Origin of the sequence: Tenacibaculum aiptasiae (assembly GCF_965221665.1) — a bacterium.
In the GTDB taxonomy this organism is placed as follows: Bacteria; Bacteroidota; Bacteroidia; order Flavobacteriales; family Flavobacteriaceae; genus Polaribacter; species Polaribacter aiptasiae.
In genome coordinates, this window is sequence record NZ_CBDCSN010000003.1 from 148,491 (window position 1) to 174,615 (window position 26,125).

The 26,125-nt window shown below is 31.2% G+C and carries 22 protein-coding genes; 14 read left to right on the forward strand and 8 right to left on the reverse strand.

All coding sequences use genetic code 11. The features are described 5' to 3' along the window. The 6 genes from ilvD to ilvA are packed head-to-tail and all read left to right on the forward strand — an operon-like array spanning position 1 to position 7,572. A complete protein-coding gene (gene ilvD / locus ACOQN8_RS12415; RefSeq protein WP_420552927.1) occupies positions 1 to 1,677 on the forward strand; it encodes a dihydroxy-acid dehydratase in 1,677 nt (558 codons plus the stop codon). A gap of 11 nt (positions 1,678 to 1,688) precedes the next feature. Next, a complete protein-coding gene (ilvB, locus tag ACOQN8_RS12420) occupies positions 1,689 to 3,422 on the forward strand; it encodes a biosynthetic-type acetolactate synthase large subunit (protein WP_420552928.1) in 1,734 nt (577 codons plus the stop codon). 2 nt (positions 3,423 to 3,424) lie between these two features. Beyond that, positions 3,425 to 3,961 carry an acetolactate synthase small subunit gene (gene ilvN / locus ACOQN8_RS12425; protein WP_175578670.1) on the forward strand — a complete coding sequence of 179 codons (537 nt, stop codon included), beginning with the start codon at positions 3,425 to 3,427 and terminating at the stop codon, positions 3,959 to 3,961. Then, positions 3,945 to 4,772, forward strand: a complete 828-nt coding sequence (locus tag ACOQN8_RS12430) for a class I SAM-dependent methyltransferase (RefSeq protein WP_420552929.1) — start codon at positions 3,945 to 3,947, stop codon at positions 4,770 to 4,772. Before ilvN ends, ACOQN8_RS12430 begins: the two co-directional genes overlap by 17 nt. A gap of 27 nt (positions 4,773 to 4,799) precedes the next feature. Next, positions 4,800 to 6,305: a ketol-acid reductoisomerase gene (ilvC, locus tag ACOQN8_RS12435; RefSeq protein ID WP_420552930.1), complete on the forward strand. Its 1,506-nt coding sequence runs from the start codon at positions 4,800 to 4,802 to the stop codon at positions 6,303 to 6,305. A gap of 4 nt (positions 6,306 to 6,309) precedes the next feature. Beyond that, the gene (ilvA, locus tag ACOQN8_RS12440; RefSeq protein WP_420552931.1) at positions 6,310 to 7,572 is read left to right on the forward strand and encodes a threonine ammonia-lyase; all 1,263 of its coding nucleotides are present in this window, start codon (positions 6,310 to 6,312) and stop codon (positions 7,570 to 7,572) included. Here ilvA and ACOQN8_RS12445 read toward each other — a convergent pair. Together ACOQN8_RS12445 and ACOQN8_RS12450 are read right to left on the reverse strand one after the other, a co-directional pair. Beyond that, positions 7,569 to 8,747 (reverse strand): aspartate aminotransferase family protein, encoded by a 1,179-nt coding sequence (locus tag ACOQN8_RS12445; RefSeq protein ID WP_420552932.1) that lies wholly within the window; start codon positions 8,745 to 8,747, stop codon positions 7,569 to 7,571. The genes ilvA and ACOQN8_RS12445 overlap by 4 nt on opposite strands. Positions 8,748 to 8,755: 8 nt before the next feature. After that, positions 8,756 to 10,396 carry an OstA-like protein gene (locus tag ACOQN8_RS12450; protein ID WP_420552933.1) on the reverse strand — a complete coding sequence of 547 codons (1,641 nt, stop codon included), beginning with the start codon at positions 10,394 to 10,396 and terminating at the stop codon, positions 8,756 to 8,758. Between the two features lie 138 nt (positions 10,397 to 10,534). Between ACOQN8_RS12450 and ACOQN8_RS12455 the strand changes: the two genes are divergently transcribed. Beyond that, positions 10,535 to 11,971, forward strand: coding sequence for a pyridoxal phosphate-dependent decarboxylase family protein (locus ACOQN8_RS12455; protein WP_420552934.1), 1,437 nt, complete (start codon positions 10,535 to 10,537; stop codon positions 11,969 to 11,971). A gap of 24 nt (positions 11,972 to 11,995) precedes the next feature. Here ACOQN8_RS12455 and ACOQN8_RS12460 read toward each other — a convergent pair whose 3' ends face one another. The 5 genes from ACOQN8_RS12460 to ACOQN8_RS12480 all read right to left on the reverse strand — a co-directional run bounded on the left by ACOQN8_RS12460 (position 11,996) and on the right by ACOQN8_RS12480 (position 17,991). Beyond that, the gene (locus ACOQN8_RS12460; protein WP_420552935.1) at positions 11,996 to 12,523 is read right to left on the reverse strand and encodes a DUF1572 family protein; all 528 of its coding nucleotides are present in this window, start codon (positions 12,521 to 12,523) and stop codon (positions 11,996 to 11,998) included. A gap of 44 nt (positions 12,524 to 12,567) precedes the next feature. Beyond that, on the reverse strand, positions 12,568 to 13,839 hold the full coding sequence (locus ACOQN8_RS12465) for an adenylosuccinate synthase (protein WP_420552936.1): 1,272 nt from the start codon (positions 13,837 to 13,839) through the stop codon (positions 12,568 to 12,570). 30 nt (positions 13,840 to 13,869) lie between these two features. Continuing rightward, the gene (locus tag ACOQN8_RS12470) at positions 13,870 to 14,319 is read right to left on the reverse strand and encodes a Fur family transcriptional regulator (protein ID WP_235274041.1); all 450 of its coding nucleotides are present in this window, start codon (positions 14,317 to 14,319) and stop codon (positions 13,870 to 13,872) included. Positions 14,320 to 14,392: 73 nt separating this feature from the next. Further along, positions 14,393 to 16,609, reverse strand: a complete 2,217-nt coding sequence (locus tag ACOQN8_RS12475) for a RelA/SpoT family protein (protein WP_150899201.1) — start codon at positions 16,607 to 16,609, stop codon at positions 14,393 to 14,395. Between the two features lie 383 nt (positions 16,610 to 16,992). Beyond that, a complete protein-coding gene (locus tag ACOQN8_RS12480) occupies positions 16,993 to 17,991 on the reverse strand; it encodes a hypothetical protein (RefSeq protein WP_420552937.1) in 999 nt (332 codons plus the stop codon). A gap of 114 nt (positions 17,992 to 18,105) precedes the next feature. Here ACOQN8_RS12480 and ACOQN8_RS12485 point away from each other — a divergent pair, with 114 nt between their 5' ends. The 3 genes from ACOQN8_RS12485 (at position 18,106) to ACOQN8_RS12495 (ending at position 20,578) form a co-directional block, all read left to right on the forward strand. Further along, complete coding sequence (locus ACOQN8_RS12485) at positions 18,106 to 18,666, forward strand: RNA polymerase sigma factor (protein ID WP_150899200.1); 561 nt, start codon at positions 18,106 to 18,108, stop codon at positions 18,664 to 18,666. Next, on the forward strand, positions 18,641 to 19,456 hold the full coding sequence (locus ACOQN8_RS12490) for a hypothetical protein (protein ID WP_420552938.1): 816 nt from the start codon (positions 18,641 to 18,643) through the stop codon (positions 19,454 to 19,456). The genes ACOQN8_RS12485 and ACOQN8_RS12490 overlap by 26 nt, the downstream gene beginning before the upstream one ends. 66 nt (positions 19,457 to 19,522) lie before the next feature. Continuing rightward, on the forward strand, positions 19,523 to 20,578 hold the full coding sequence (locus ACOQN8_RS12495; RefSeq protein WP_420552939.1) for a hypothetical protein: 1,056 nt from the start codon (positions 19,523 to 19,525) through the stop codon (positions 20,576 to 20,578). 16 nt (positions 20,579 to 20,594) lie between these two features. Here ACOQN8_RS12495 and ACOQN8_RS12500 read toward each other — a convergent pair whose 3' ends face one another. Beyond that, positions 20,595 to 21,491, reverse strand: coding sequence for a sterol desaturase family protein (locus tag ACOQN8_RS12500; RefSeq protein WP_420552940.1), 897 nt, complete (start codon positions 21,489 to 21,491; stop codon positions 20,595 to 20,597). A gap of 134 nt (positions 21,492 to 21,625) precedes the next feature. On the opposite strand from ACOQN8_RS12500, the gene rpsF reads away from it, so the two are divergent. The 4 genes from rpsF to ACOQN8_RS12520 all read left to right on the forward strand — a co-directional run bounded on the left by rpsF (position 21,626) and on the right by ACOQN8_RS12520 (position 26,062). Continuing rightward, on the forward strand, positions 21,626 to 21,967 hold the full coding sequence (gene rpsF / locus ACOQN8_RS12505; protein ID WP_150899196.1) for a 30S ribosomal protein S6: 342 nt from the start codon (positions 21,626 to 21,628) through the stop codon (positions 21,965 to 21,967). 3 nt (positions 21,968 to 21,970) lie between these two features. Next, positions 21,971 to 22,267 (forward strand): 30S ribosomal protein S18, encoded by a 297-nt coding sequence (rpsR, locus tag ACOQN8_RS12510; RefSeq protein WP_150899195.1) that lies wholly within the window; start codon positions 21,971 to 21,973, stop codon positions 22,265 to 22,267. A gap of 15 nt (positions 22,268 to 22,282) precedes the next feature. After that, positions 22,283 to 22,732, forward strand: a complete 450-nt coding sequence (rplI, locus tag ACOQN8_RS12515) for a 50S ribosomal protein L9 (protein ID WP_150899194.1) — start codon at positions 22,283 to 22,285, stop codon at positions 22,730 to 22,732. Between the two features lie 102 nt (positions 22,733 to 22,834). Continuing rightward, positions 22,835 to 26,062, forward strand: coding sequence for a TonB-dependent receptor (locus ACOQN8_RS12520; protein ID WP_420552941.1), 3,228 nt, complete (start codon positions 22,835 to 22,837; stop codon positions 26,060 to 26,062). The last annotated feature ends 63 nt before the right edge of the window (positions 26,063 to 26,125 follow it).

Genomic DNA, 26,125 nt, shown 5'->3' on the forward strand with positions numbered 1-26,125 from the left:
ATGGAATTGAATAAATTCAGTAAGCAAGTTACACAAGACGATACACAACCAGCAGCACAAGCAATGTTGCATGCCATTGGTTTGTCAAATTCAGATTTACAAAAGCCACTAATTGGAATTGCAAGTACTGGATATGAAGGGAATCCGTGTAATATGCATTTAAATGATTTAGCTAAGTTGGTAAAAGAAGGAACTCAAAATGCCGATTTAGTTGGACTAATTTTTAATACAATTGGAGTTTCTGATGGAATTTCTATGGGAACACCAGGAATGCGTTTTTCGCTACCATCAAGAGATGTTATTGCCGACTCTATGGAAACCGTAGTACAAGCTATGTCCTATGATGGCTTAGTAACTGTAGTAGGTTGCGATAAGAATATGCCAGGTGCTTTAATGGCAATGTTACGATTAAATCGACCTTCGGTTTTGGTGTACGGAGGAACTATAGCCTCTGGATGTCATGAAGGAAAAAAGTTAGATGTAGTTTCTGCATTTGAGGCTTGGGGAGAGAAAGTAGCAGGGAAGATAAACAACGAAGAATATCAAAATGTTATAGAGAAAGCATGTCCAGGAGCTGGTGCTTGTGGAGGAATGTATACTGCAAATACTATGGCTTCAGCAATTGAAGCTTTAGGAATGAGTTTACCGTATAATTCGTCAAATCCAGCCATTAGTAAAAACAAAGAAGATGAGTGTGTAAAGGCAGGAGAGGTCTTACGTGTTTTATTAGAAAAAGATATAAAACCATCTGATATTGTTACTAAAAAATCAATGGAAAATGCGATTCGCTTGGTAACAGTTATGGGAGGTTCAACCAATGCGGTATTACACTTTTTAGCAATAGCAAAAGCCGCAAATGTTGAGTTTACGCTGAAAGATTTTCAACGTATTTCAGATGAAACCCCATTCCTTGCAGATTTAAAACCTAGCGGAAAATACTTAATGGAAGATGTGCATCGGGTAGGAGGAATACCAGCGGTGCTTAAGTATTTATTGAAGAAAGGATTATTGCATGGTGATTGCTTAACCGTAACAGGAAAAACATTAGCCGAAAACTTGGAAAGTGTACCAGATTTAACAGAGAATCAAGATGTAATTAAGCCTTTAGATGCGCCTATAAAAGCAACGGGACATCTTAGAATGTTATATGGAAACCTAGCAAAAGATGGTTCAGTAGCAAAAATTACAGGAAAAGAAGGATTGTTTTTTACAGGAAAGGCAAAAGTATTTGAAGGAGAGTATGCTGCAAATGATGGAATTCGAGATGGAAAAGTTAGCAAAGGAGATGTTGTTGTTATTCGATATGAAGGTCCTAAAGGCGGACCTGGTATGCCAGAAATGTTAAAACCAACTGCAGCTATTATGGGAGCGGGGTTAGGAAAAGATGTTGCATTAATTACTGATGGACGTTTCTCTGGAGGAACACATGGTTTTGTTGTTGGACACATTACTCCAGAAGCACAAGAAGGAGGAGTAATTGCATTGGTAAAAGATGGAGATACCATTTCGATTAATGCAGAGAACAATTCAATTACTCTTGAAGTTTCAGAAGCAGAATTAGAAGAAAGAAAACAACAATGGAAAGCACCTGAATTGAAAGTAAACAGGGGTGTTTTATATAAATACGCTAAAACAGTTTCATCAGCATCTAAAGGATGTGTAACCGATGAATTTTAATACCTGAAGTTATGACCACAAAAACAAAAACACAATCTTTAACACAAACAAAACAGCAATTGCATATTTCAGGAGCAGAAGCTGTAGTAAGATGTTTATTAGAAGAAGGAGCAGATTTGATTTATGGATATCCGGGTGGGGCAATTATGCCTGTATATGATGAGTTGTTTAAGTATCAAGATAAAATACATCATGTACTTACACGTCATGAGCAAGGAGCAACACATGCTGCGCAAGGATATGCTAGAGCTACAGGAAAAGTTGGAGTAGCTATGGCTACTTCAGGCCCAGGGGCAACTAACTTGATAACAGGAATAGCCGATGCTCAAATAGACTCCACTCCAATGGTATGTATTACAGGACAGGTGGCAGAGCATTTATTAGGTTCGGATGCTTTTCAAGAAACAGATATTGTAGGTATTTCTACACCAGTCACTAAATGGAACTATCAAATAACAAAGGCATCAGAGATACCAGAAATATTTGCAAAAGCATTTTATATCGCTAAATCAGGGCGTCCAGGTCCTGTATTGATTGATATTACTAAGAATGCTCAATTTGATACATTCGATTTTGAATATGAAAAATGTACCAATGTTCGAAGTTATAAAGCACAACCCGAGGTAAGTTTAGAAGAAGTTAAGGAAGCTGCTACGTTGATTAATGCAGCTAAAAAACCTATGATTGTTTTCGGGCAAGGAGTTATTCTTGGAGAAGCAGAAAAAGAGTTTAAAACTTTTATTGAAAAAACAGGAATTCCATCGGCATGGACCATTTTAGGTTTATCAGCATTGCCAACAGAACACGAATTAAATGTTGGTATGGTTGGAATGCATGGAAATTATGCACCTAATAAATTAACCAATGAATGCGATTTATTAATTGCTGTAGGTATGCGATTTGACGATCGAGTTACAGGAAGTTTAGATACTTATGCTAAGCAGGCAAAGGTTATTCATTTTGAAATAGATCCAGCTGAAATTAACAAGAACGTTCAAGTTGATGTTGCAGTTTTAGGAGATGTAAAAGAGAGTTTAGCAGAAATATTACCATTTGTAAATAAAAACTCACATACAGAATGGTTGGAAGAATTTAATAAGCTAGAAGCTGTTGAATTTGACAAAGTGAAAAAAGACGACTTATTCCCAACTAAAGAAGGATTGACTATGGGAGAGGTTTTAAAAGAAATTAATAATGCTTCGGGAGGAGATGCTGTTATTGTTTCAGATGTAGGGCAACACCAGATGTTTGCGTGTCGTTATACAAAATTCAATAAAACTAAAAGTAATATTACTTCTGGAGGTTTGGGAACAATGGGATTTGCTTTACCAGCAGCTATTGGAGCAAAAATGGGGGTTCCGAATAGAGAAGTTGTTATGATTGCTGGCGATGGAGGTTACCAAATGACAATTCAAGAATTAGGTACCATTTTACAAACTAAAGCAGCTGTTAAAATAGTGGTTCTTAATAATGAATATTTAGGAATGGTACGTCAATGGCAACAATTGTTTTTTGACAAACGATATGCATCAACAGAAATGACAAACCCAGATTTTGTTGCTATTGCTGAAGGATATAGTATAAAAGCAAACAGAGTAACTAAAAGAGAAGACTTAGCTAAATCGGTTCAAGAAATGATGGAATCTAAAGAAGCGTATTTTTTAGAAGTATGTGTAGAAAAAGAAGATAATGTATTTCCAATGATACCAACAGGAGCCTCAGTTTCAGATATAAGATTAGAATAATTATGGAAAATAAGCAAACATTTACAGTTTCTGTATATACAGAAAATAACGTGGGATTATTGAATAGGATTTCAGGAATCTTTTTAAGAAGGCATATCAATATTGAAAGCATGAATATTTCTAAATCGGAAATAAAAAGTGTTTCAAGATTTACATTATTAGTCAAAGTAACCGAAGAGCAAATAAAGAAGATTATTGGTCAAATAGAAAAGCAAGTAGAGGTTATCAAGGCTTATTATCATACAGTTACAGATACGGTTTATCAAGAGTCTTGTTTGTTTAAGTTAAGCTCAGAATCTTTAATAGAAAACGATCATATTCAAACAATTATTAATAATAGTAAATCGAGAGTAATTAATATAAACAAAGATTTTTTTGTACTTGAAAAGTCAGGTACAAAAGAAGAAATAGAAGAATTATATCATGCATTAGACAAGCACGGAATTATGCAGTTTGTTCGATCAGGACGTATTGCAATAACAAAAGATGAAATGAGAATTTCTAAATTATTAGAATCAGGAATTGAGAAAAGATATTAAAATACACGATACAGCTTTTATGACTTCTATGTTTAGAGCAATGAATGAATCGTTAAGTAACGACTCATATTCTAAGCTATGGAACAATAGAAAGACAAAGGTGTGGGTGGACGATTATTTGAAAGAAGTTTCCAAAGAAGAAGTCCATACTCATTGTGTACGCAATAGATTTTTCTTAGAAAAGATTAAAGAACGATTATATGAAGTAGAAGTGCTCATTAATTTTGGAGCAGGCTTTAGTATGTATCCTTTTTTGTTAGACGAATCGATAATTCATATCGAAATTGATAAACCAGACATTGTTAATTATAAGCAAGCTCAAATTTTAAATTGGATTTCAAAAGATGAATTGCCTCAAAGAGATATTCATTTTATTGGAACAGATTTCAGTCAAAATTATGAGGAAGATTTATACACTAAAATAAAGACGATAAAGAAAGATAAGAAGTCTTTTATTTTAATAGAAGGAGTCTTGTTTTTTCTAGATATGAATCAAGCAAAAAGAATATTTGATTTTTTCGATAAGGTTCAAAACACAGGAGAATATATAGGAAGTGTTTCATTTAAACATACAATAAAAGAAACCAAGGTGTTTTCAAGATTGTTACAGTTTTTTAATGATAGAATTTTAAAAACATCGGAGGATGATTATTTAACAATAGATACTAGTTTTTATACAAAACAACCAAGGTATATTATAAAAGAGCATAAAGATTACTTTATGTATTCTAAAGAATTAAACAATAAAATAAACCAAAACGCAACAGATATTTTAAATGAAAACTTTTATCTGTTACAAAAAACAACATAAAAAGCGTAAGGCTAAAAACTATAAGTTATGGCAACAAATTATTTCAATACATTATCATTAGCAGGAAAATTAGAACAACTTGCAAAATGTAGATTTATGGAAGCATCAGAGTTTTCAGAAGGAGTTAAAGCATTAGAGGATAAAAAAGTAGTTATTATAGGTTGTGGGGCTCAAGGTTTAAACCAAGGATTAAATATGAGAGATTCAGGTTTAGATGTCTCTTATGCATTACGACCAGCAGCTATTGAAGAAAAGAGAGCTTCATATAAAAATGCTACTGAAAACAATTTTAATGTAGGTACGTTTGAAGAGCTAATTCCTAATGCTGATTTAGTATTGAATCTAACCCCAGATAAGCAACACACAAGAGTTGTAAAAACGGTAATGCCTTTAATGAAAAAAGGAGCAACGTTATCATATTCTCATGGGTTTAATATTGTTGAAGAAGGAATGGAAATTCGTGAAGATTTAACAGTAATTATGGTGGCACCAAAATGTCCAGGAACAGAAGTAAGAGAAGAGTATAAAAGAGGTTTTGGAGTCCCAACATTAATAGCTGTACATCCAGAAAACGATCCTGAAAATAAAGGATGGGCACAAGCAAAAGCATATGCAGTAGCAACAGGAGGAGATAAAGCTGGGGTTTTAGAGTCTTCTTTTGTGGCTGAAGTGAAATCGGATTTAATGGGAGAGCAAACTATTTTATGTGGAGTGTTACAAACCGCATCGATTTTATCTTTCGATAGAATATTGGAAGAAGGAGTTGAACCAACTTATGCGGCAAAACTAATTCAATATGGTTGGGAAACTATTACCGAAGCTTTAAAGCACGGAGGAATTACCAATATGATGAACCGTTTGTCTAATCCTGCAAAAATGAAAGCATTTGAACTTTCAGAAGAGTTGAAAGAAATATTAAAGCCATTGTTTGATAAGCATATGGATGATATTATGTCAGGACATTTTTCAAAAACAATGATGGAAGATTGGGCAAATGATGATGTAAATCTATTATCATGGAGAGCAGCAACAGGAGAAACTGCTTTTGAAAAGACAGAAGCAACTGAGGTTGCAGTAAGTGAGCAAGAGTATTTTGATCATGGTACTTTAATGGTTGCTTTTGTAAAAGCAGGAGTAGAGTTGGCTTTTGATACTATGGTTGCCTCAGGAATTAAAGAAGAATCGGCATACTACGAATCGTTACATGAGTTACCATTAATAGCAAATACAGTTGCAAGAAAGAAGTTATATGAAATGAATCGAATTATTTCTGATACTGCTGAGTATGGATGTTATTTATTTGATCATGCAGCAAAACCATTATTAGTTGATTTCATGAGTAAGGTTGATACTTCAGTAATAGGAAAATCATATGCAAATTCTAATGAAGTAGATAACTTAGAATTAATTAGAGTTAATGAATCTATCCAGAGTCATCCAATTGAAAAAGTAGGAAAAACATTAAGAGCGTCAATGACGGCAATGAAAGTAATCAGTCAAGAAGAAAAAAAGGAGGTAGTAGTTTTTCATTAAAAGTATGCAAGTAGAAACAAAATACAGACCAACGATAAAAGCTGTGGAAGAAGCGGTAGCTACATTAGAAGGTGTGGCTACTGTAACTCCATTGTTAAAAAACTTTATTTATTCTGAAAAGTATAAATCCTCTATTTATTTAAAACGAGAAGATTTACAGCAAGTACGATCGTATAAAATAAGAGGGGCTTATAATAAGATTAGTTCAATATCGGAAGAAGAGCGTCGTAATGGAATTATTTGTGCAAGTGCTGGAAATCATGCACAAGGAGTTGCTTATGCTTGTAAAAAGTTGAAAATCCATGGTACTATTGTAATGCCATCTCCAACACCCAAACAAAAAGTAGAACAAGTTAAAATGTTTGGTGGTGATTATGTTGATATTGAATTGACAGGAGATACTTTTGATGATGCTTATAAACTTGCAAAACATGTATGTGATACACTAGGGAAAACTTTTGTGCATCCATTTGATGATGAAAAAATTATTGAAGGACAAGCTACAGTTGGTTTAGAAATTATTAAACAGTTTGAAACTCCTATAGATTATGTGTTTGTTCCTGTAGGAGGAGGTGGATTGGCTTCTGGATTGTCGAGTGTTTTTAAACAATTATCACCAACAACCAAAATAATAGGAGTAGAACCAGAAGGAGCGCCTTCAATGAAAACATCTATTGTAGAGAATAAAAATATACGATTAGATAAAATAGATAAGTTTATAGATGGTGCAGCTGTACAACAAGTAGGGAATTTAACTTTAGATATTTGTAAAGAGAATTTATACGATATGATTACAGTTCCTGAAGGAAAAGTATGTCAAACTATTTTAGATTTATATAATAAAGAAGCTATTGTAGTAGAACCTGCTGGAGCTTTGACTATTTCTGCGTTAGATTTTTATGCTGAGGAAATTAAAGGTAAAAATGTAGTATGTGTAATTAGTGGTAGTAATAACGATATTACCAGAACAGCGGAGATTAAAGAGCGCGCTTTGTTATATAATAAACTGAAGCATTATTTTATTATCCAGTTTCCTCAACGAGCTGGTGCTTTAAAAGAATTTGTAATTGACGTTTTAGGTAAAAACGACGATATAACCTATTTCGAATATTCTAAAAAAACGAGTAGAGAAAATGGTCCTGCTGTTGTTGGAATTGAATTGGAAAAAAAATCAGATTTAGCTCCATTAATTAAACGAATGAAATCGCGTAATTTTTATGGGGAGTATTTAAATGATAAACCTAATTTGTTTGAATTTTTAGTTTAGAGTTTATTCAGTTCATTTAAAATAATATCACATCCTTCATTAATTTCTTCTTCAGATATAGTTAATGGAGGGGTGATTCTTATTGCAGAACCTTCAAAAAGTAACCAAAAAAGAATAACTCCTTTTTCTAAACAATTTAAAATAACTTTTGATGCATTTTCAGGAGAGTCAACTAATAAAGCTAACATTAGTCCTCTTCCTCTAATTTCCTTGATAGCTGGATGATTTTTAAACTTATTTCGAATTAACTCTTCTTTCCTTAAGGTTTCTTCGATAAGTTTAGTAGAAGTTATTTCTTCAACAGTAGCTAATCCAGCACTTGCAATAACAGGATGTCCACCAAAAGTAGTAATATGTCCTAGTTTAGGGTTTTCTTTTAAACAATTCATAATATCATATGAAGAAATAAAAGCGCCTATTGGCATTCCACCACCAAGACCTTTACCTGTAATAATTATATCAGGAGTAACATTGTAATTTTCAAATCCCCAAAATTTTCCTGTACGTCCAACCCCAGTTTGGATTTCATCTAAGATTAATAAAGCGCCAACCTCTTCACAGCGTTGCTTAACTTTAGTTAAATAATCGTTTTTAGGCTCAATAAAGCCGGCACCACCTTGAATAGTTTCTAAGATAACTCCAGCAGTGTGTTTAGTAATTTTATTTAAATCTAATTCATTATTAAATTCTATGAATTTAACTCCAGGAATTAGAGGACGAAAAGCTCTATTTTGTTGTTCGGCACCACAAACACTCATGGCTCCTTGAGTATTTCCGTGATACGCGTTTTTAGCCGAAATAATTTCGCTTTTTCCAGTAAACCTTTTGGCTAGTTTTAAAGCTCCTTCAGTAGCTTCAGTTCCAGAGTTAACAAGATAAATAGAAGATAAGTTTTCAGGTAATGTATTTGCCAAAGCTTTACATAATTCTAGCTGAGGTTTTTGTATAAATTCTCCATATACCATTACATGGGTATAAGAATCTAATTGATTTTTAATTGCTTGAGTAACTTTTGGATGACTATGTCCTAAGCTATTCGCAGAAACACCAGCAACAAAATCTAACATTTTTTTACCATTACTATCGTAAATATAACTTCCCTCTGCTTTAGAAATTTCAATTGCTAAAGGGTGTGGTGTAGTTTGTCCCTGATATTTTAAAAAATCATTTTTCATTAGACCTCTTATAATTGCGTGTTGGTTTTAAGGTCAAATTTTTTAACCTTACTCTTTTTCTTCTTAGTACTTTCTTTAATAAACTTTTGTTTAGCTTCTTTTACATTAGGATTATCTCGTTTGGGTATTCTTGATCTTTTTTCTTTCACAAAAATGTCTTCAACAGATTTAGGTTGCTCATCTGCACGCCAAATAAATCCTTTGAACTTTTTTTCCTTAGAAGGAAATTCAGAAGGAGGGAAGGTTTTTCCTTCAGATTTTTTGAAATATTTAGTTTGCTCTATTTCATTCTCTATTAGAGTAAATTCTATATCACTAGCAATTTCTTTCGTAATAGTTTCTAGCTTTTGAGTATCTTCATTTCTATTATGATATAAAGATTCAGCATTTCCTTTAACAAGCATTATTCTTAAAGCGTTATCCTTAAATTTTCCATAGATATTACGACCTTTAATTTGGTTGAAATCATCTTTTGATAACGAATCTTTTTGAACCATAAAAGCATTTTTTAAGACTTTTAAAGAGTCTAGCTTTTCAGTTTTTTTATTCATTAATATTTGAATACTATCTCCAGTAATTTGATTTTTACCAGACCATAAAATAGGATTTACAAACATTCTGGTTAGACCAGTTGTTTGACTTGTATGAATAGAATCGCATTTACCTTGTAAATCGGACTTAAATATTTTTACATTATTAAAAATACGTGCAATTCTTTTTTCAGGTTTTCCTGTTAATAATATTTTGTCACCAGCTACATACATAGAATCTTTATCTACAACTGTAATTGCTACAGGATTATCTATAATGAAAAGAGAATCCTTTTTTTCATATAGCTCAGCATAATTTCCTTTGGCCACCATGTTTTGAACTGTATCTATAACTTTTATTCGATTAGTTGCAGAAGCAAAGCCTTTACGTTTATCATAATATAAACTATCAGCTATTACAGTTCGTTCTTTTAAAAAGAGTTTAGCATTTTTTACAAAGTAGGAAATATCAGTATTTGTGTCGTAAAATCCTCTTTCAGAATAAATTTTTGTGCTGTCTTTTAAATTGGTAACAGTACTAGGCCCATATAAGTATGCTAAATTTGTATTTGTATAATAATCTAAATGATCAGATTCTAAATTATTATCAGGATTAACAACTGTTACTTTTGTTTTTGCTGTAAATTTTTTGTCTTGTAAAAAATAAGTTCCTCTTGTACTTTTTAAAGTATTTTTTTTATCACGAATAGTTCCTCCGCTAGGATAAAATAAAATTTGTTCTTTTCTATCGAAATAAAGTGTATCGGTACTTAACTTCATCTCTTTGTCATTAATTTCTACATGTCCCCATGATTTTGCCATTTTAGTATTTCCATTATATAAAGCAAAATCACTGTATTGAATAATACTATCTCCTTGTTCTATAACAACTTCTCCAACAGCTTTAAAGATATTTTCTTTTTGATAAAATAAAGCAAATTTAGATTCTAATGTAGCTCCTTCATGTTTCATTTTAACGTTTCCGATTAATACCTTGGCCCCAGGATATTTTTCATCATCGGAAATGGATTGATCAGTAGAAAGAATTTTAATAATCTTAGCTTGAGAATAACTTCCTATAGAGAATAATAAAAGAGTTAAAAGAAATAGTTTTTTCAAAATAACAAAATTTAGAGGACAAAAATAATGAAAAGAACGTGCCATATTTCTTAATGAATGAATAAAATTATTAAGTAAAAAGCAACAGTGTCGTTTTTTTAATGGTTAATTTTGCAAAAACAATATAAAAAGAACCTTATGAGCGCCCATTTTGATTTATCTCTAGAAGAAATGAAATCTTATGGATATAAAATTGTAGACCTAATTGCTGAGCATTGGGATACTTTAAATGATAAAAAACCTGTTACTTCTGCTACTCGTGAAGAAATGGATAATCTATTTTTACAAGAAGCACCTGATAAAGGAACAAATGCTAATGAAGTTTTAGATTTTGTGATGAATAATGTGATGACTTACAGTAATGTAATTTCGCACCCAAAATCATATTCTTTTGTTCCAGGACCAAGTAACTTTATTAGTACTATGGCCGATAGTTTAGCAACAGGGTTTAATGTGTTTTCTGGAGGATGGATTGTTTCTCCAGCTGCTGCTGAACTTGAAATAGTAACCATGAATTGGTTGTTAAAAATGTTTAATTTCCCTGTGAAAAAAGGAGGGGGGATTTTTACAAGTGGTGGTTCTATGGCAAATTTAACTGCTTTGGTTACTGCTCGTAGAATTAAATGTGGAGACGATTTTTCAAAAGCAGTAATTTATTTATCTGATCAAGCTCATTCATCTAATATAAAAGCAATTCGTGTTTTAGGGTTTAAAAAAGAACAAATACGAATTTTACCAACAGATATTGAGTTTAGAATTAGTATTAACAAACTTAAAAATGCAATAGCTAAAGATAGGTTAGAAGGTTTACAGCCTTTTTGTTTTATTGCTTCTGCAGGAACTACTAATACAGGAACTGTAGACCCTTTAGATGAGATAGCAGATATTTGCGAAGAAGAAAATTTATGGTTCCATATTGATGGAGCTTATGGAGGAGCAGCTATTTTATCTGAAAAAGGATCAAAAGCACTACGTGGAATAGAAAGAGCAGATTCTTTGACAGTTGATCCACATAAATGGTTTTATCAACCATATGAAATTGGATGTTTGTTGGTAAAAGATGCTTCTTGGTTGAGTAATACTTTTAGTGAAAAACCAGAATATTTAAGAGACATTGAAGGAAATGAATCTGAAATAAACTTTTATGATTACGGAGTTCAATTAACACGTAGATTTAGGGCTTTAAAGTTTTATATGTCGATAAAAACATATGGGCTAGATAAATTTAAAGAAGCAGTAACTTATAATATTCAATTAGCTGATGATGTAGAAAAACTTTTACGTAAGAGTCGTAACTGGGAAATTATTTCACCAGCAACATTAGCAGTAATTAATTTTAGATATAACCCAATAGGTTTAAATTTTTCAGAACCAGAAATTGACGCGTTGAATCAAGAAATATCTAGAAGGGTAATGGATTCTAAGGAAGCTCTTTTGGTAACTACTATTTTGAATAAACAAGTTGTATTACGAATGTGTTTAATAAATCCTAAAACAACAATGGATGATGTGAAAGAAACTTTGTTGTTGTGTAATAAGTTTGCAAAAGAGATTTTAGATAGCAATAAAAAATAAAAAAGGAGCTTAAAGCTCCTTTTTTTATGCATTTTTTTCAAATTCTTGTTTGAAAAATTCTTCTGATTTTCCTTTTGCTATGGATGCTGTTTGCCATTTTTCATTAAGAACCATCTTACCAATATAAGCTATCTGTCCAATATGATAGGGGTAGTGTGCTATTTGTCTTGTTATGCTTTCTATTAGTTTATGTTCTTTGTTTCTTATATAAATAGGATGGTTAAAATTAGTTTCATCTAAACTACTTAATGCAGAGAACAAACAATTCCATCCATTTTCCCATTTAATTATCAATTCTCGTTTGGATAAATTTTGAGGTTCAAATTCTTGATCTCTGTTTCTTGATTTTTTTTCACCATCAGAAGTAAAAAAGTCGGTCCAACGAGAAAGCATGTTTTCAGACATATGAACCATGATAGAGGCAATACTGTTACTTTCATTATTAAAAGTCCAATGTAAATCTTGTTCTTCTAACTGGTTTAATGTTTTATCAGCAACTTCCTTATAAGACTTAAATTGCTTTGTTATATTGTTTAAATATTCTTCTATCATTAGCAATGAATAAAAAAGGAGTTCTTTAAAGAACTCCTTTTTGTTTATCTATTAATTGTTTGTTTTCTATCAGGTCCTACAGAAACAATTTTTACCGGAACTCCAGTTTCTTTTTCAATAAAGGCAACATAGTCTAGTAAATTTTGAGGTAATTGATCTGCTGAAGTCATTTTAGTTAAATCATCTTCCCATCCTTTAAACTCAGTATAGTTTACAGATACGTTTTCAGGTTCTATATTATAAGGTAAGTGTTCTATTTTTTCTCCTTTATAATTGTATGATGTACATACTTTTAAAGTGTCAAATCCAGAAAGAACATCTCCTTTCATCATCATTAATTGAGTAACACCATTTACATCAACAGCATATTTTAAAGCTACTAAATCTAGCCACCCACAACGACGAGGGCGTCCTGTTGTTGCTCCAAATTCATGACCTACTTTGGCCATTGTAGCACCATCCTCATCGAATAATTCGGTAGGGAAAGGTCCAGAACCAACACGTGTTGTATAAGCTTTAAAAATTCCGAATACTTCACCAATTCTATTTGGAGCTACTCCTAAACCAGTACAAGCACCAGCAGCAGTAGTGTTAGAAGAAGTTACAAAAGGATAAGTTCCAAAATCAATATCTAATAATGAGCCTTGTGCTCCTTCTGCTAAAATAGTTTTACCTTCTTTAATAGCTTTGTTTAAAAACTCTTCAGAATCAATAAACTGTAATGTTTTTAGTTTTTGAATACCTAAGTCAAATTCAGCTTCTAATTCATCTAAGTCATAGTCAATTTGAACATCAAAATAATTAAGCATATTAATATGCTTTTGAGTTAATGCTCTATATTTTTCTTTCCAGTTGTCTAGTTCTAAATCTCCAACTCGCATACCGTTTCTACCAGTTTTGTCCATGTAAGTAGGACCAATTCCTTTTAAGGTAGAACCAATTTTAGCTTTTCCTTTTGAAGTTTCAGAAGCAGCGTCTAGTAGTCTATGCGTAGGTAAAATTAAATGTGCTTTTCTAGAAATTAATAGTTTAGAAGTATAATCAATGTTATGAACGTCTAAATTTTCTAGTTCTTTTTTAAAGATAACAGGGTCAATTACAACTCCGTTACCAACTACATTTAAAGCTGTTTCATGAAAAATTCCTGAAGGAATTGTATGTAAAACGTGTTTGTTTCCATCAAAAATTAAAGTATGACCAGCGTTTGGTCCTCCTTGAAAGCGTGCAATAATATCGTAGTTTTTTGTAAGAACGTCTACAATCTTACCTTTTCCCTCGTCTCCCCATTGTAGTCCGAGTAATAAATCTACTGCCATTTAGTGTGTTGTTAAGTGTGTTTGTTGTTGTTATTTTGTGTTTCTTTTTGTTCCGTAGAAATAAAGTGAATGGTTGTGGATATCGATATCAAAAACATCTTCAATTGTTTTTTTGATAATTTGAATTCTAGGGTCGCAAAATTCTTTTACTTCTCCAGAATCTGTAAGTATTACATGGTCATGGTTTTTATCAAAATAACTTTTTTCATAACGAGCCATAGATTGCCCGTCAAATTGATGCTTACGTACCAATCCACAGTCTAATAATAAATCCATTGTGTTATAAAGAGTTGCTCTACTTACACGATAGTTTTTGTTTTTCATTTTGATATATAAAGATTCAATATCAAAATGTTCATCAGCATCATATATTTCTTGCAAAATAGCATAACGTTCAGGTGTTTTACGATGCTTATTTTCTTCTAAGAAAGAAGTGAAAACTTTTTTTACAATTTCTTGATTTTCTGCTGAATTACTCATTTAGTTTAAAATTTACGAAAAGACAAATTTACAGTTATTTCTTGATAAAAAAACAAGGATGTTAAAATGATATTTACAAAGTATTAACACGCTCTACTTTTTGAACACCATCTACCTTTTTCATATTGTCTATTAGTTTGGTTAATTGTGATTTATTTTTTACACTCAACGATAGCTTTCCTTCAAATACACCATCGTCTCCAGAAATATTAATTGTATGAATAAATACATCCATACTGTTTGAAATGATTCTGGTAATATTATTTACGATTCCTTTGTTATCAATACCTGATAAATGTAAAATTGCTGTAAACTCTTGCTTGGTAGAATCAATCCATTTTGCAGACATAATTCTGTAAGCATAGTTTGACTGTAAAGAAATAGCATTAGGGCAATCGTTTTTATGAATTTTGATTCCTTCATTAATGGTTACAAAACCAAAAACTTTATCACCAGGGATAGGAGAACAACATTTAGCAATTGTATAATCTAAAGTTTGTTCTTCTTTACCGAAAACTAAAGCGTCAAATTTGTTAGTAACTTCTTCTTTTTCTGAAATGTTTTTAGAAGGGTTACGGCGGAAAGTATTTTTAATGAAGCCCATGATAAGCCCACTTCTTTGCGCAACAAATTCTTTTAATTGAGTATTATCTATGGCTCCGTTACCAACTCTGAAAAATAAATCGAAACTAGTTTTTAACCCAAAATAACCGGCTAGCTCGTGAATAACTTTTTCACTGGAACCAATTTTTAAATGGCGAAGCTTTCTAAGTAATATAGCTTTTCCTTCTTCGGCTATTTTCTTTTCTTCGGCTTTTAAGGCAGATTTTATCTTAGTACGAGCTCTTGCTGTTAAAACAAAATCTAACCAACGAACATTAGGCTTGTTGTTACTAGCAGTAAGTACTTCTACCTGATCACCACTTTTAAGCTCGTAACTTAATGGAACTAATTTCCCATTTACTTTTGCTCCTCTACATTTTAAACCCACATCGGTGTGTACAGAAAAAGCAAAATCTAAAGCAGAGGCTCCTTTTGGAAGCGATTTTAAATCTCCTTTAGGTGTAAATACGTATATTTCTTTTGCGTATAAGTTTAGTTTAAAATCTTCAACAAAATCTACTGCATCTAAACTTTGATTTTCTAAAGTCTCTTTTAAACGGTTTAACCATCCTTCAAGACCGTTTTCTTTTACAGCTCCTTGTTTGTATTTAAAGTGGGCAGCATATCCTTTTTCAGCAATTTCATCCATTCTTTCAGAACGAACTTGTACTTCAACCCATTTAGCTTCTGGACCAATAACGGTAATATGTAAAGCTTCATACCCTGTTGATTTTGGTTGAGAAATCCAATCTCGCAAACGAGCAGGGTTGGGTTTAAAGAAGTCTGTTACAATAGAGTATATTTTCCAAGCATCAAATTTTTCATCACCAGAACTAGGTTCGTAAATAATTCTAATAGCAAATTTATCATACACTTCATCAAAAGTTACATTTTGCTTTCGCATTTTTCTTCGAATAGAAAAAATTGATTTAAAACGTCCTTTAATGTCATATTTAAAACCTTCTTTATCTAGGGCTTCTTTTAAAATACCTGTAAAAGTATCTATATACTTCTGTTGTTCTTCTTTACTATCTTTAATTTTGTTTAAAATATCCTTGTATACATCTGGTTCAGTATATTTTAAACCTAGGTCTTCTAACTCCGTTTTGATGTTATATAGACCTAATCTATGTGCTAATGGAGCATAAATATATAGAGTTTCAGAAGCAATCTTTACTTGCTTATGAGCTGGCATTGCGTCCATGGTTTGCATGTTGTGCAATCTGTCGGCAATCTTAATCAAAATGACTCTTACATCATCGTGTAAGGTAAGTAGCATTTTTCTAAAATTCTCAGCTTGTATAGAATAATCTTGCTCTTTCTTTAAATTAGATATTTTGGTAAGTCCACTAACTATTCGCGCAATGTTTTCGCCAAACAAGCGCTCCATGTCGTTAATTGTATAATGTGTATCTTCAACTACATCATGAAGTAAAGCTGCAGCAATAGAAGTTGCACCAAGCCCAATTTCATCAGCCACAATTTTAGCTACAGCAATAGGGTGATAAATATAAGGTTCACCAGTTTTTCTACGTTGCTCAGAATGTGCTTCAACAGCTATATCAAAAGCTTTACGTATTAATTTTTTATCTTCATCAGATAAAGTTTGATAGGTTCCTTTTAATAAATCTTTGTACCTGTTAGCTATTTCTTTGTTTTCTTCTTCTATCGTTGCATTATAACTCATACACTTAAAACTCTTTTGAATGAATATGTTTCAAAATAAAAGTAGTATAAACAAACATACTGAGCAAGTTTTAGGAGGAAATGTTTAAAGCTAATTAAACCTTGATTATTTATAAGTTTAGAATAAATAAGTAAAGAGTTTTATGTTTGAAAGGTTAAATGATTGAAAAAGAGTTGGTAAAAGAGTGGAAAAAGGATAGAGCTTATGAATAACAAGTGTTTTTCCTATACATCGTTTTAATATAAAGGCATACATTTGTATTATAATTCAGTGGTATAAAACTTTGCTATATATAAAGTACCCCTGGATATCATTCAAGTGTGATATATGAATCTCCTACTTTATTTAAAGTCGGAGATTCTTTATTTACAAAAAACAGGTGTTTATTTTAAGGCAGGATATTCTTTTGTTATATTTAAAAAGTATTGTTTTACACCTAGACTATCAGTTAAGGTTAAAGTATCCTTTTTTATAGAATAATTGAATTTACTTTCAAGTTCTATTATATTCATTTCTTTATTATAGTGCTCAATCAGTTTTTTTCTGTAAGATTTAATACTGTCTTTATGCAAATTCATTTTATTTAAACTGTCCTGAACTTTAAATGCTCCTACCTCAGTAGAATGTTTAATTTTATAGCTAAAAGATTTTAAACTATCATTTAAAGAGTAGCTACCATAATATATTTTTCTATCAAAGTCTTTAATTTTAATACTACTTCTTTTGTCAAAGTATATTTTAAACAGTTCTTGTGAAGGTTTGTTTTCTATAACTTTCCAAACGCCAACCAACTCGTTTGTTTTGTCATATTTTTTAGCAAGATCATTTATATAATCATATCTAATGTAAAGTAATATAGGAAGTATTAAAAAAGGTAGCCAGTAATATTTGGTAAATATTTTAGGTAGATTATCCAATGAGTTTTCTTTATTACTAGGGATTTTAAAGAAATAGTTTTTAAAGCCTTGCCAATCTGAAATTAACAAGAACAATCCCATAACTGTTAGTGTAATAGCCATAACCATAGCACCAAAAGCTATTTCATAAAAAATATTTACTAGTAGAATATTTACCATAAAAGATAAAAGTAAAATAACACCAATACGTTCTGTTCTTCTAAATAGTATTAATATTCCAGCTAAGATTTGGCTACCAGCAATTATTAACCCATATGTTCTTGAGTATCCATAGTAGTACCAAGTAAGCATAAAACCATTATAATCGCTTACATTATAATCAGCACCCCAAACTGGTCCAAAACTGAATTGTGTTTTTAAAATTTTAGCAAAGGCATATGAGAATAAGTAATAGGCTAAATAATATTTACAAAGTAATCTTAGTAAAAATAAACTAATAGGTTTGATGTTTTTCGGTAGTTTCATAGTTCCTTTTTTTTGAAAATTTAAAACAAAAAAACAAAAAATATATAAACGAGCAACCATTTTTAAAAATCTGTAGTCTATATATTTGTAAGGACGCAAAATCGAGAATTTGAATTGAAAATTATTCATTTACATAATCAGCAAACAGAACTGATAAAAAAAGCAAGTAAAGACGATAGAGAAGCGCAACAAGCTTTATTTGAACAGTTTTCGCCTAAAATGTTAGGTGTGTGTAGGCAATATGTAAAAGATATACATCATGCAGAAGATTTGATGTTACAAGGTTTTTTTAAGGTTTTTACCAATTTAAATAAGTTTAAAAATAAAGGGAGTTTTGAAGGTTGGATTCGTAGAATAATGGTAAATACTTGTCTTACTTATTTAAGGAAAAAAAATCCAATTCAGTTAGCAGAAGAAGATTTTGTATTTAATGATGCAGCAACGGAAAGTTTAGAAAATACTTCAGTTGAAGATATTCAAAAATTAATAGATCAATTACCAGAAGGATATAAGTTAGTTTTTAATTTATATGCAATAGAAGGATATAAACATTCTGAGATATCAAAAAAACTGAATATTTCAGAAGGGACATCAAAATCTCAATTATTTAAAGCACGTAAATATTTGCAGGAGAGTTATATAAAAATGAATGAAATTAAAGATGCAAGCAAATAATATAGATAAAAATATAAAAGATAAACTGAAAAACAGAGAATTGAAACCATCTGCTTCAGCTTGGGAACGTCTAAGTATTCAGTTAGATCAAGAAAAGGCTCGAAAAAAGAAGAAGAGAATTCAACTTTTAAGTTATGCAGCTAGTGTTATTTTATTAGTTAGTATTGGTATACTATATCTAGGAACTAAAAGTGATAATCAGCATATTATTCCTATTAATGAAACTATTGTAGAAACTCCTTTAGATACTTTCAAAATAAATGAAGTAAACATCAAAGAAGAAGTAGTAGATGAAAAAGCAATAGCAAATCTTGTAGATGAAGATTTAAAAAAGAAAGAAGTTTCTAAAAAAGTTAAAAAAGAGAGCATAAAAAAAAGCCGTGTTTTAAAAGAGAATTTCATTGCTAATACTGTTATAGAGAAAGAACTGAAAGAAGTAAAAACTTTGCCTAATATTGATAAATCTATAACAAAAGAAAGGGAAAAGAGTACGCCTCAACAAAAAGTTAAATCGCGAATAAAAATAAATAGTGATTATTTGTTATATGCAGTAACCCACTCGCCAGAAGAAGTTAAAGAGTATTATGCAAAGTATGAAATAAATAGGGAAGATGTTTTAGATGTAATACAAGACGAATTAATTAAATCTAATCTAAAAATAAATCCAGAAACTATTCTAGCAGAAGTCGAGCTTAGCATACAAGAGTCTGATTTTAAGCAAGACTTCATGAGTAAATTAAAATTAAAATTATCTGATGTAATTGTAGCAATTGCAGATAGAAATAAATAAAAGCGCTTATTAATTATCGATAATTAAACTTCCAAGTTAATACCTGTTTAATTTAAAAATGAAAAAATGAAAAGAATACTACTATTAGTGTTGTTTGTAACAACTATTGCCCATTCTCAAGAGAAAAATTTTGAAGATGAAGTAAGTAAAATTGCAAAAAAAATAGAGAAAATAACAAAGCAAGAAAAAGATAGCTTAAAACTAAAAGTAAAGTCAATTAATGACAAATTAGAGAAGAAAATAATAACTCAAGAAGATGCTAAAAAATTAAAAAAAGAAGCAGCAGAGTTACATGCAACTCGTATTGAAACTAGGGTAAGTGTACAAGAACGTAAGTTACAACAACTAGTACAAGATAAAACCAATGGAAGAATAGCTAGTAATTCTGAAGAAGATGAAAGTTTTGTTTTTAGAGTAGGGGGAGCAAAATTTAAGTTTTTAGGAGAAACAGAAAGAAGAAAGAAAAAGAAGCGAGATAAAAGAACTACCACACAGTTTGTTTTTGCTTTGGGAGTAAATAATGTGTTAACTAATAATGAATTTAATTCTTTAAACGATTCTAATTATAAGTTTTGGCAATCACATTTTTATGAATTAGGTTTTACTTGGAAAACACGTTTTTCTAAGGATCCATCAAAATTATATTTCAAATATGGAATTTCATTCTTATGGAATAATCTGAGAGCAAAAAACAATCAATATCATGTAGTTAATGGAGATCAGACTGTTTTAAATACGCATATTAATAATCTTTCAGAAAGTAGATTAAGGCATGTACAAATGACTTTTCCAATGCATATAGAACTTGATTTATCTAAGAATAAGACCAATTCTGATAAAGAAGTTATAGACAATACACATGATTCATTTCAATTTGGAATAGGAGGCTTTTTCGGATTCAAATTAGGAACACGCCAATATTTAGAATATAGAAATGCTCAAGGTGTAAAAGTAGAAGAAGTACAAAAAGCAGGTTTTAATACCAATGTTATAAATTATGGATTAAGTGCCTATGCATCTTATAAAGGCTGTGGTTTATATGCTAAGTACGATTTAAACCCATTATTTAAGGGAACTAGTACAAGAAATATTTCATTAGGAGTTCGATTTGATATTAATTAATAAAAAAGGAGATGTTTTAAACATCTCCTTTTTTATTCTTTTCCCATTCTTGTCGTAAATGATAGGAAAGCTTCCCACTTCCGTCGTGTTTCCATCCAGGAGGTTTAAAAAGGTATAAAACTTTTTTACTAAAGCTTGTTTTACTCGTAAAAACATCTCTTAACATATAATACCATTCAATAAAGGCAACTTTAATAGGATTATGAGTATTAATATTACTAACCAAACCATAAACAGGTTTTTCAACTTCTGGTTCAAAAGTTCCTAAGAGTTTATCCCATATGATAAATATGCCTGCATGATTTCTATCTAAATATTGAGGATTTGTAGCATGATGTACTCTATGATGACTTGGTGTGTTGAAAATTGCTTCAAACCATTTAGGTAGCTTATTAATCAATTCAGTATGAATCCAGTATTGATATAACAAACTAATGCTCATTTGCATTAAAATCATTACAGGGTGAAAACCCAATAGAGGTAAAGGTGCCCAGAAAATAAAAGTATAAAAACTTCCAGACCAAGTTTGTCGCAAGGCAGTACTTAAGTTATATTTTGTAGAAGAGTGATGAACTACATGACTAGCCCAAAATAAACGACTTTCATGAGCAATTCTATGATTCCAATAATAAATAAAATCTTCAGCAAAAAGCAATATAAACCAAGCCCACCACGTAAAAGGAATAGTAAATACACGATACTTATACAAAAAGGTAAAGAATCCTAATATTAATGCTTTGGTAAATAAACCAATAAAAACATTTCCTAATCCCATAGTAATAGATGTCATAGCATCTTTAAACTCATAATCTTCTAGCTTTACTTTTACAGTTAAAATTACTTCTATAATGATAGTAAGGATAAAAAAAGGAATGGCATAATGGATTAAATTAGGAAGATCAGGTATTTGCATAGAAATGAAGAGTTTTTGTTACTTAACAAACATACTAAAAATGAAGCGTTTAATTAAAGAGTAATTTTGCTTTTTTATTAGAAGGAAAAGAAGTATATTTGCAGGCTTAAAAATAAATTTTAAACAATTTAATTATGAATCATTACGAAACTGTTTTCATTTTGAATCCCGTTTTATCTGAAACTCAGATAAAGGAGACAGTAAAAAAGTTTGAGGACTATTTACTTTCTAAAGGTGCAGAGATGATTTCTAAAGAAGATTGGGGATTGAAAAAATTAGCATACCCAATTGAAAAGAAAAAAAGTGGTTTTTACCATTTATTCGACTACAAAGTAGCAGGTGAAGCAATCGCTCCTTTTGAATTAGAATTCAGAAGAGATGATAGCGTTATGCGTTATTTAACTGTAAAGTTAGACAAGCATGCTGCAGCGTGGGCTGAGAAGAGAAGAGAACGTGTTAAATCTGCAAAAAAGTAAGAAATGGCATCAATAGATCAACAAGCAAAAGGAAGCAAGCAAGGAGAAGTACGTTACTTAACTCCACTTGATATTGATACAAAAAAAGAAGCAAAGTACTGTCGTTTTAAAAAGAACGGTATTAAGTATATCGATTACAAAGACGCTGACTTCTTAATGTATTTAGTAAACGAGCAAGGTAAAATTTTACCAAGACGTTTAACAGGAACATCATTAAAATATCAACGTAAAGTTGCACAAGCTATCAAAAGAGCTCGTCACTTAGCATTAATGCCATACGTTGGTGATTTATTAAAATAATAAAGAAGCAGAAACATGGAATTGATATTAAAACAAGACGTAGAAAATTTAGGTTTTAAAGATGATGTTGTAACTGTTAAGAATGGTTATGGTCGTAACTACCTAATTCCTCAAGGATATGCTGTTTTAGCTACTTCTTCAGCTAAAAAAGTATTAGCTGAAAACTTAAAGCAACGTGCTTTTAAAGAAGCTAAATTAATTGAAGATGCTACTAAATTAGCTGATACTGTTAAAGGTTATGAGTTAAAAATAGCTTCTAAAGTTGGTGCTGGAGATAAATTATTCGGATCAGTAAATAACATTGATGTTGCTGAAGCTTTAGCTAAAGCTGGTACTGAGATCGATAAGAAGTTTATCAAAGTTACTGGAGGAAACGTAAAAAGATTAGGAAAATACAACGCTGCTGTACGTTTACACAGAACTGTTGTAGCTGACATCGTGTTTGAAGTAGTTGCTGAAAAGTAATTTATTGTTAAATACATGTTAATAAAGTATGAATCCGCTCTGTTGAGCGGATTTTTTTATTGTGTAAATTTGAGAGATAACTTAATGAAAATTAGTACTATTATGAAGAAATTGATTTTATTTTCTTTTATTTTACTAAGTGTATCTGTTTTTTCTCAGGTAACAACATCTAAAATAAAGGGGACAGTAACCGATAACCAAGGGGAACCGTTATTCGGGGCAAACATTGTAATACTTCATGTACCGACGGGTACCGTATCTGGAGCAGTAGCTCAAGATAATGGAAGATATACAATACCAAACTTAAGGGTAGGAGGACCATATAAAGTTACGTTTAGCTATGTGGGCTTCAAATCGCAAGAAGTAAATAATGTATTTCTAACTTTAGGTAAAACAACCAATATTGATGGTAAATTATCAGAAGACGGAGAGCAGTTAGATGAAGTTGTTATATCAGCTTCTAAAAGTAAAATATTTAATAATGATCGAACAGGAGCGCAAACTAGTGTAAGCTCTGTTCAATTAAAAACATTACCAACAATATCGCGTTCAGCTTCTGATTTTACGCGATTAGAACCGACAGCAAGTGGTAATTCTTTTGGGGGAAGAAATGACCAGTTTAATAATTTTTCTTTAGATGGTTCTATTTTTAATAATCCATTCGGATTAGATGCAGCAACACCAGGAGGGCAAACAGATTCGCAGCCAGTTTCATTAGATGCAATAGAGCAAATTTCTGTATCTACTGCACCATATGATGTAACATTATCAGGGTTTACTGGAGCATCTGTAAATGCAGTAACTAAAAGTGGTACGAATGAATTTAAAGGGACAGTTTATGGTTTTTATAGAAATGAAGACATGACTGGAGGTGAAATTAAAGGACAGTCGGTGGTAAAACCTAAATTAAATCAAGCGCAATATGGAGTAAGTTTAGGAGGTCCAATTATCAAAAATAAATTATTCTTTTTCGCAAATTTTGAAAAAGATGATCGTACGGATTTAGGAACTGCTGGATGGACGCCAAACACTGGAAGTGGAGGAATTAGTGAATCAAGAGTTTTAGAATCAGATTTACAATTAGTTCAAAATATTTTATCCCAAGTTGTGGTAGGGCAAGATGCAAATGGAGCAGATGTATTTTATAATACAGGAGCTTACAAAGGCTTTACATATGATTCTAAATCAACAAAAGGTATTTTTAAATTAGATTGGAATATAAATAAGAAACATCGTTTAGCTTTTATTTATAACTTCTTAAGAGCTAAAAAAGAAAAACCAGCTCATCCTACCGCACTAGGCTTTAGAGGGCCAAGTGCAACTACTTTACAGTTTGAAAATGCAGGATATGAAATCAATAATAATATAAACTCTTTCTTAGTAGAATTAAATTCATCTTTTAATGATGAAACAACAAATAAACTACAAATAGGATATACACATTTTGATGATTTTAGAAATGCATTATCTTCACCAGCACCATCGATAAGTATTTTAGATGATACAGGAAGTTCAAATTATATTATTGCAGGACACGAACCGTTCTCAATTCACAATAAATTAGATCAAAAAGTATTTCAATTGACTAATAATATGAATTTCTTTAAAGGAGACCATACATTTACTGTAGGTTTTTCTTTTGAAAAGTTTCAATTTGATAATTCATTCAATTTAGGTGTTTATGGTGCACAAGGAGTATTTTTTCCAACAGGAAGCATATCTGACTTTAGAAATACTGTAGGAAACCCAACAGCAGAAGCGGCATTAGTTGCAAATTTTCAAGCACAATTTAACGGTGCAATTTCAGCACATAATGCTTTAAATAGTGCAGGTATAGGAAATCCAGGAGGTTGGGCGTTAGCAGAAACCAATGTAGGTCAATTAGCTTTTTATGTTCAAGATGAATGGGAAGTTAACGACAACCTTAAATTGACTTACGGAATTAGATTTGATAAACCATTATTTTTCGATACTGCTGAGAAAGCACAAGATGTAATAGATAATGCATGTTGTTTTGCTCCTAATATAGATTATTTTAATCCAAATACAGGAGAAACAGTAAGATTAGATAACAGAAAAATGCCAACTAATCAATGGTTAGTGTCACCTAGATTTGGATTTAATTGGGATGCAAAAGGAGATAAAACATTACAAATAAGAGGTGGAACAGGTGTGTTTACAGGACGTTTACCTTTTGTATGGTTAGGAAACCAAATAGCCAATCCTAATGTGTTTTTCTATCAAATGGTGGATCCAGATTTTAAATTTCCACAAGTATGGAGAACCAATATTGGAGCAGACTATAAATTTGAAAGTGGTTATGTAATTTCTGGTGATATTGCATATACTAAAGATATTAATGGAGCGCATGTTCAAAATTGGGGATTACGTAATCCAACAGGAACATTACAAGGAGTAGGTACAGGAAACAGAGAAATTTATGCAAATTCAGATAAAGGAAACAATGCCTATGTATTTACAAATTCAGATAAAGGGAGAACTTTCAATGCTTCATTTAAAATAGAAAAGACTTTTGAAAACGGATTGTATGCCAATGTTGCTTATAGTTATTTAAATTCAAAAGATGTAAATTCAATAGAGGCAGAAATTACAGGAGATGCTTTTGCCTTTAACCCAGTAGTAGGAAATGCAAATAACGATGTATTAGCTTTCTCTAAATATGGAGATACTCATAGAATTATTGGTGTAGCTTCTAAGAAATTTAATTATGGTGGAGGTAAATACGCAACCACTATTTCTACATTCTTTGAATATGCAAAAGGAGGAAGATTTAATTATACATATGGAGGTGATATAAATAATGATGGTTCTGCATTAAATGATTTATTATATGTTCCAACTGCATCAGAATTAACTCAAATGAATTTTGCCTCAGCAGCCGAAGCTACAGCTTTTGAAGCGTATATAAACCAAGATGAGTACTTAAGCTCAAGAAGAGGTCAGTTTGTAGAAAGGTATGGGGCATTAGCACCATGGAGAGGAAGATGGGATTTAAAAATCTTACAAGATTTTAATTTTAATGTTTCAGAAAATAAACAAAATACAATTCAAGTAAGTTTAGATATATTAAATGTAGGTAATTTAATTAATTCAGATTGGGGAGTTGTACAACAGGTAGGAAATGTACAACCAGTTGGGGTAAGATTTCCAGATGTAAATCCAGCAAATACCAATCCAGCAAACTATGTTCCTGATTATACTCAGGCACCAACATACTCATTTAATCCAAATTTAACAGAAACATTTGTATATGATACGAGCTTAAATTCTCGTTGGCAAATGCAACTAGGATTGCGATACATCTTTTAAAAGATGCAATTCAACGACAAAAACCTTCATTTCATGGAGGTTTTTTGTTTTTTATAATAAAAT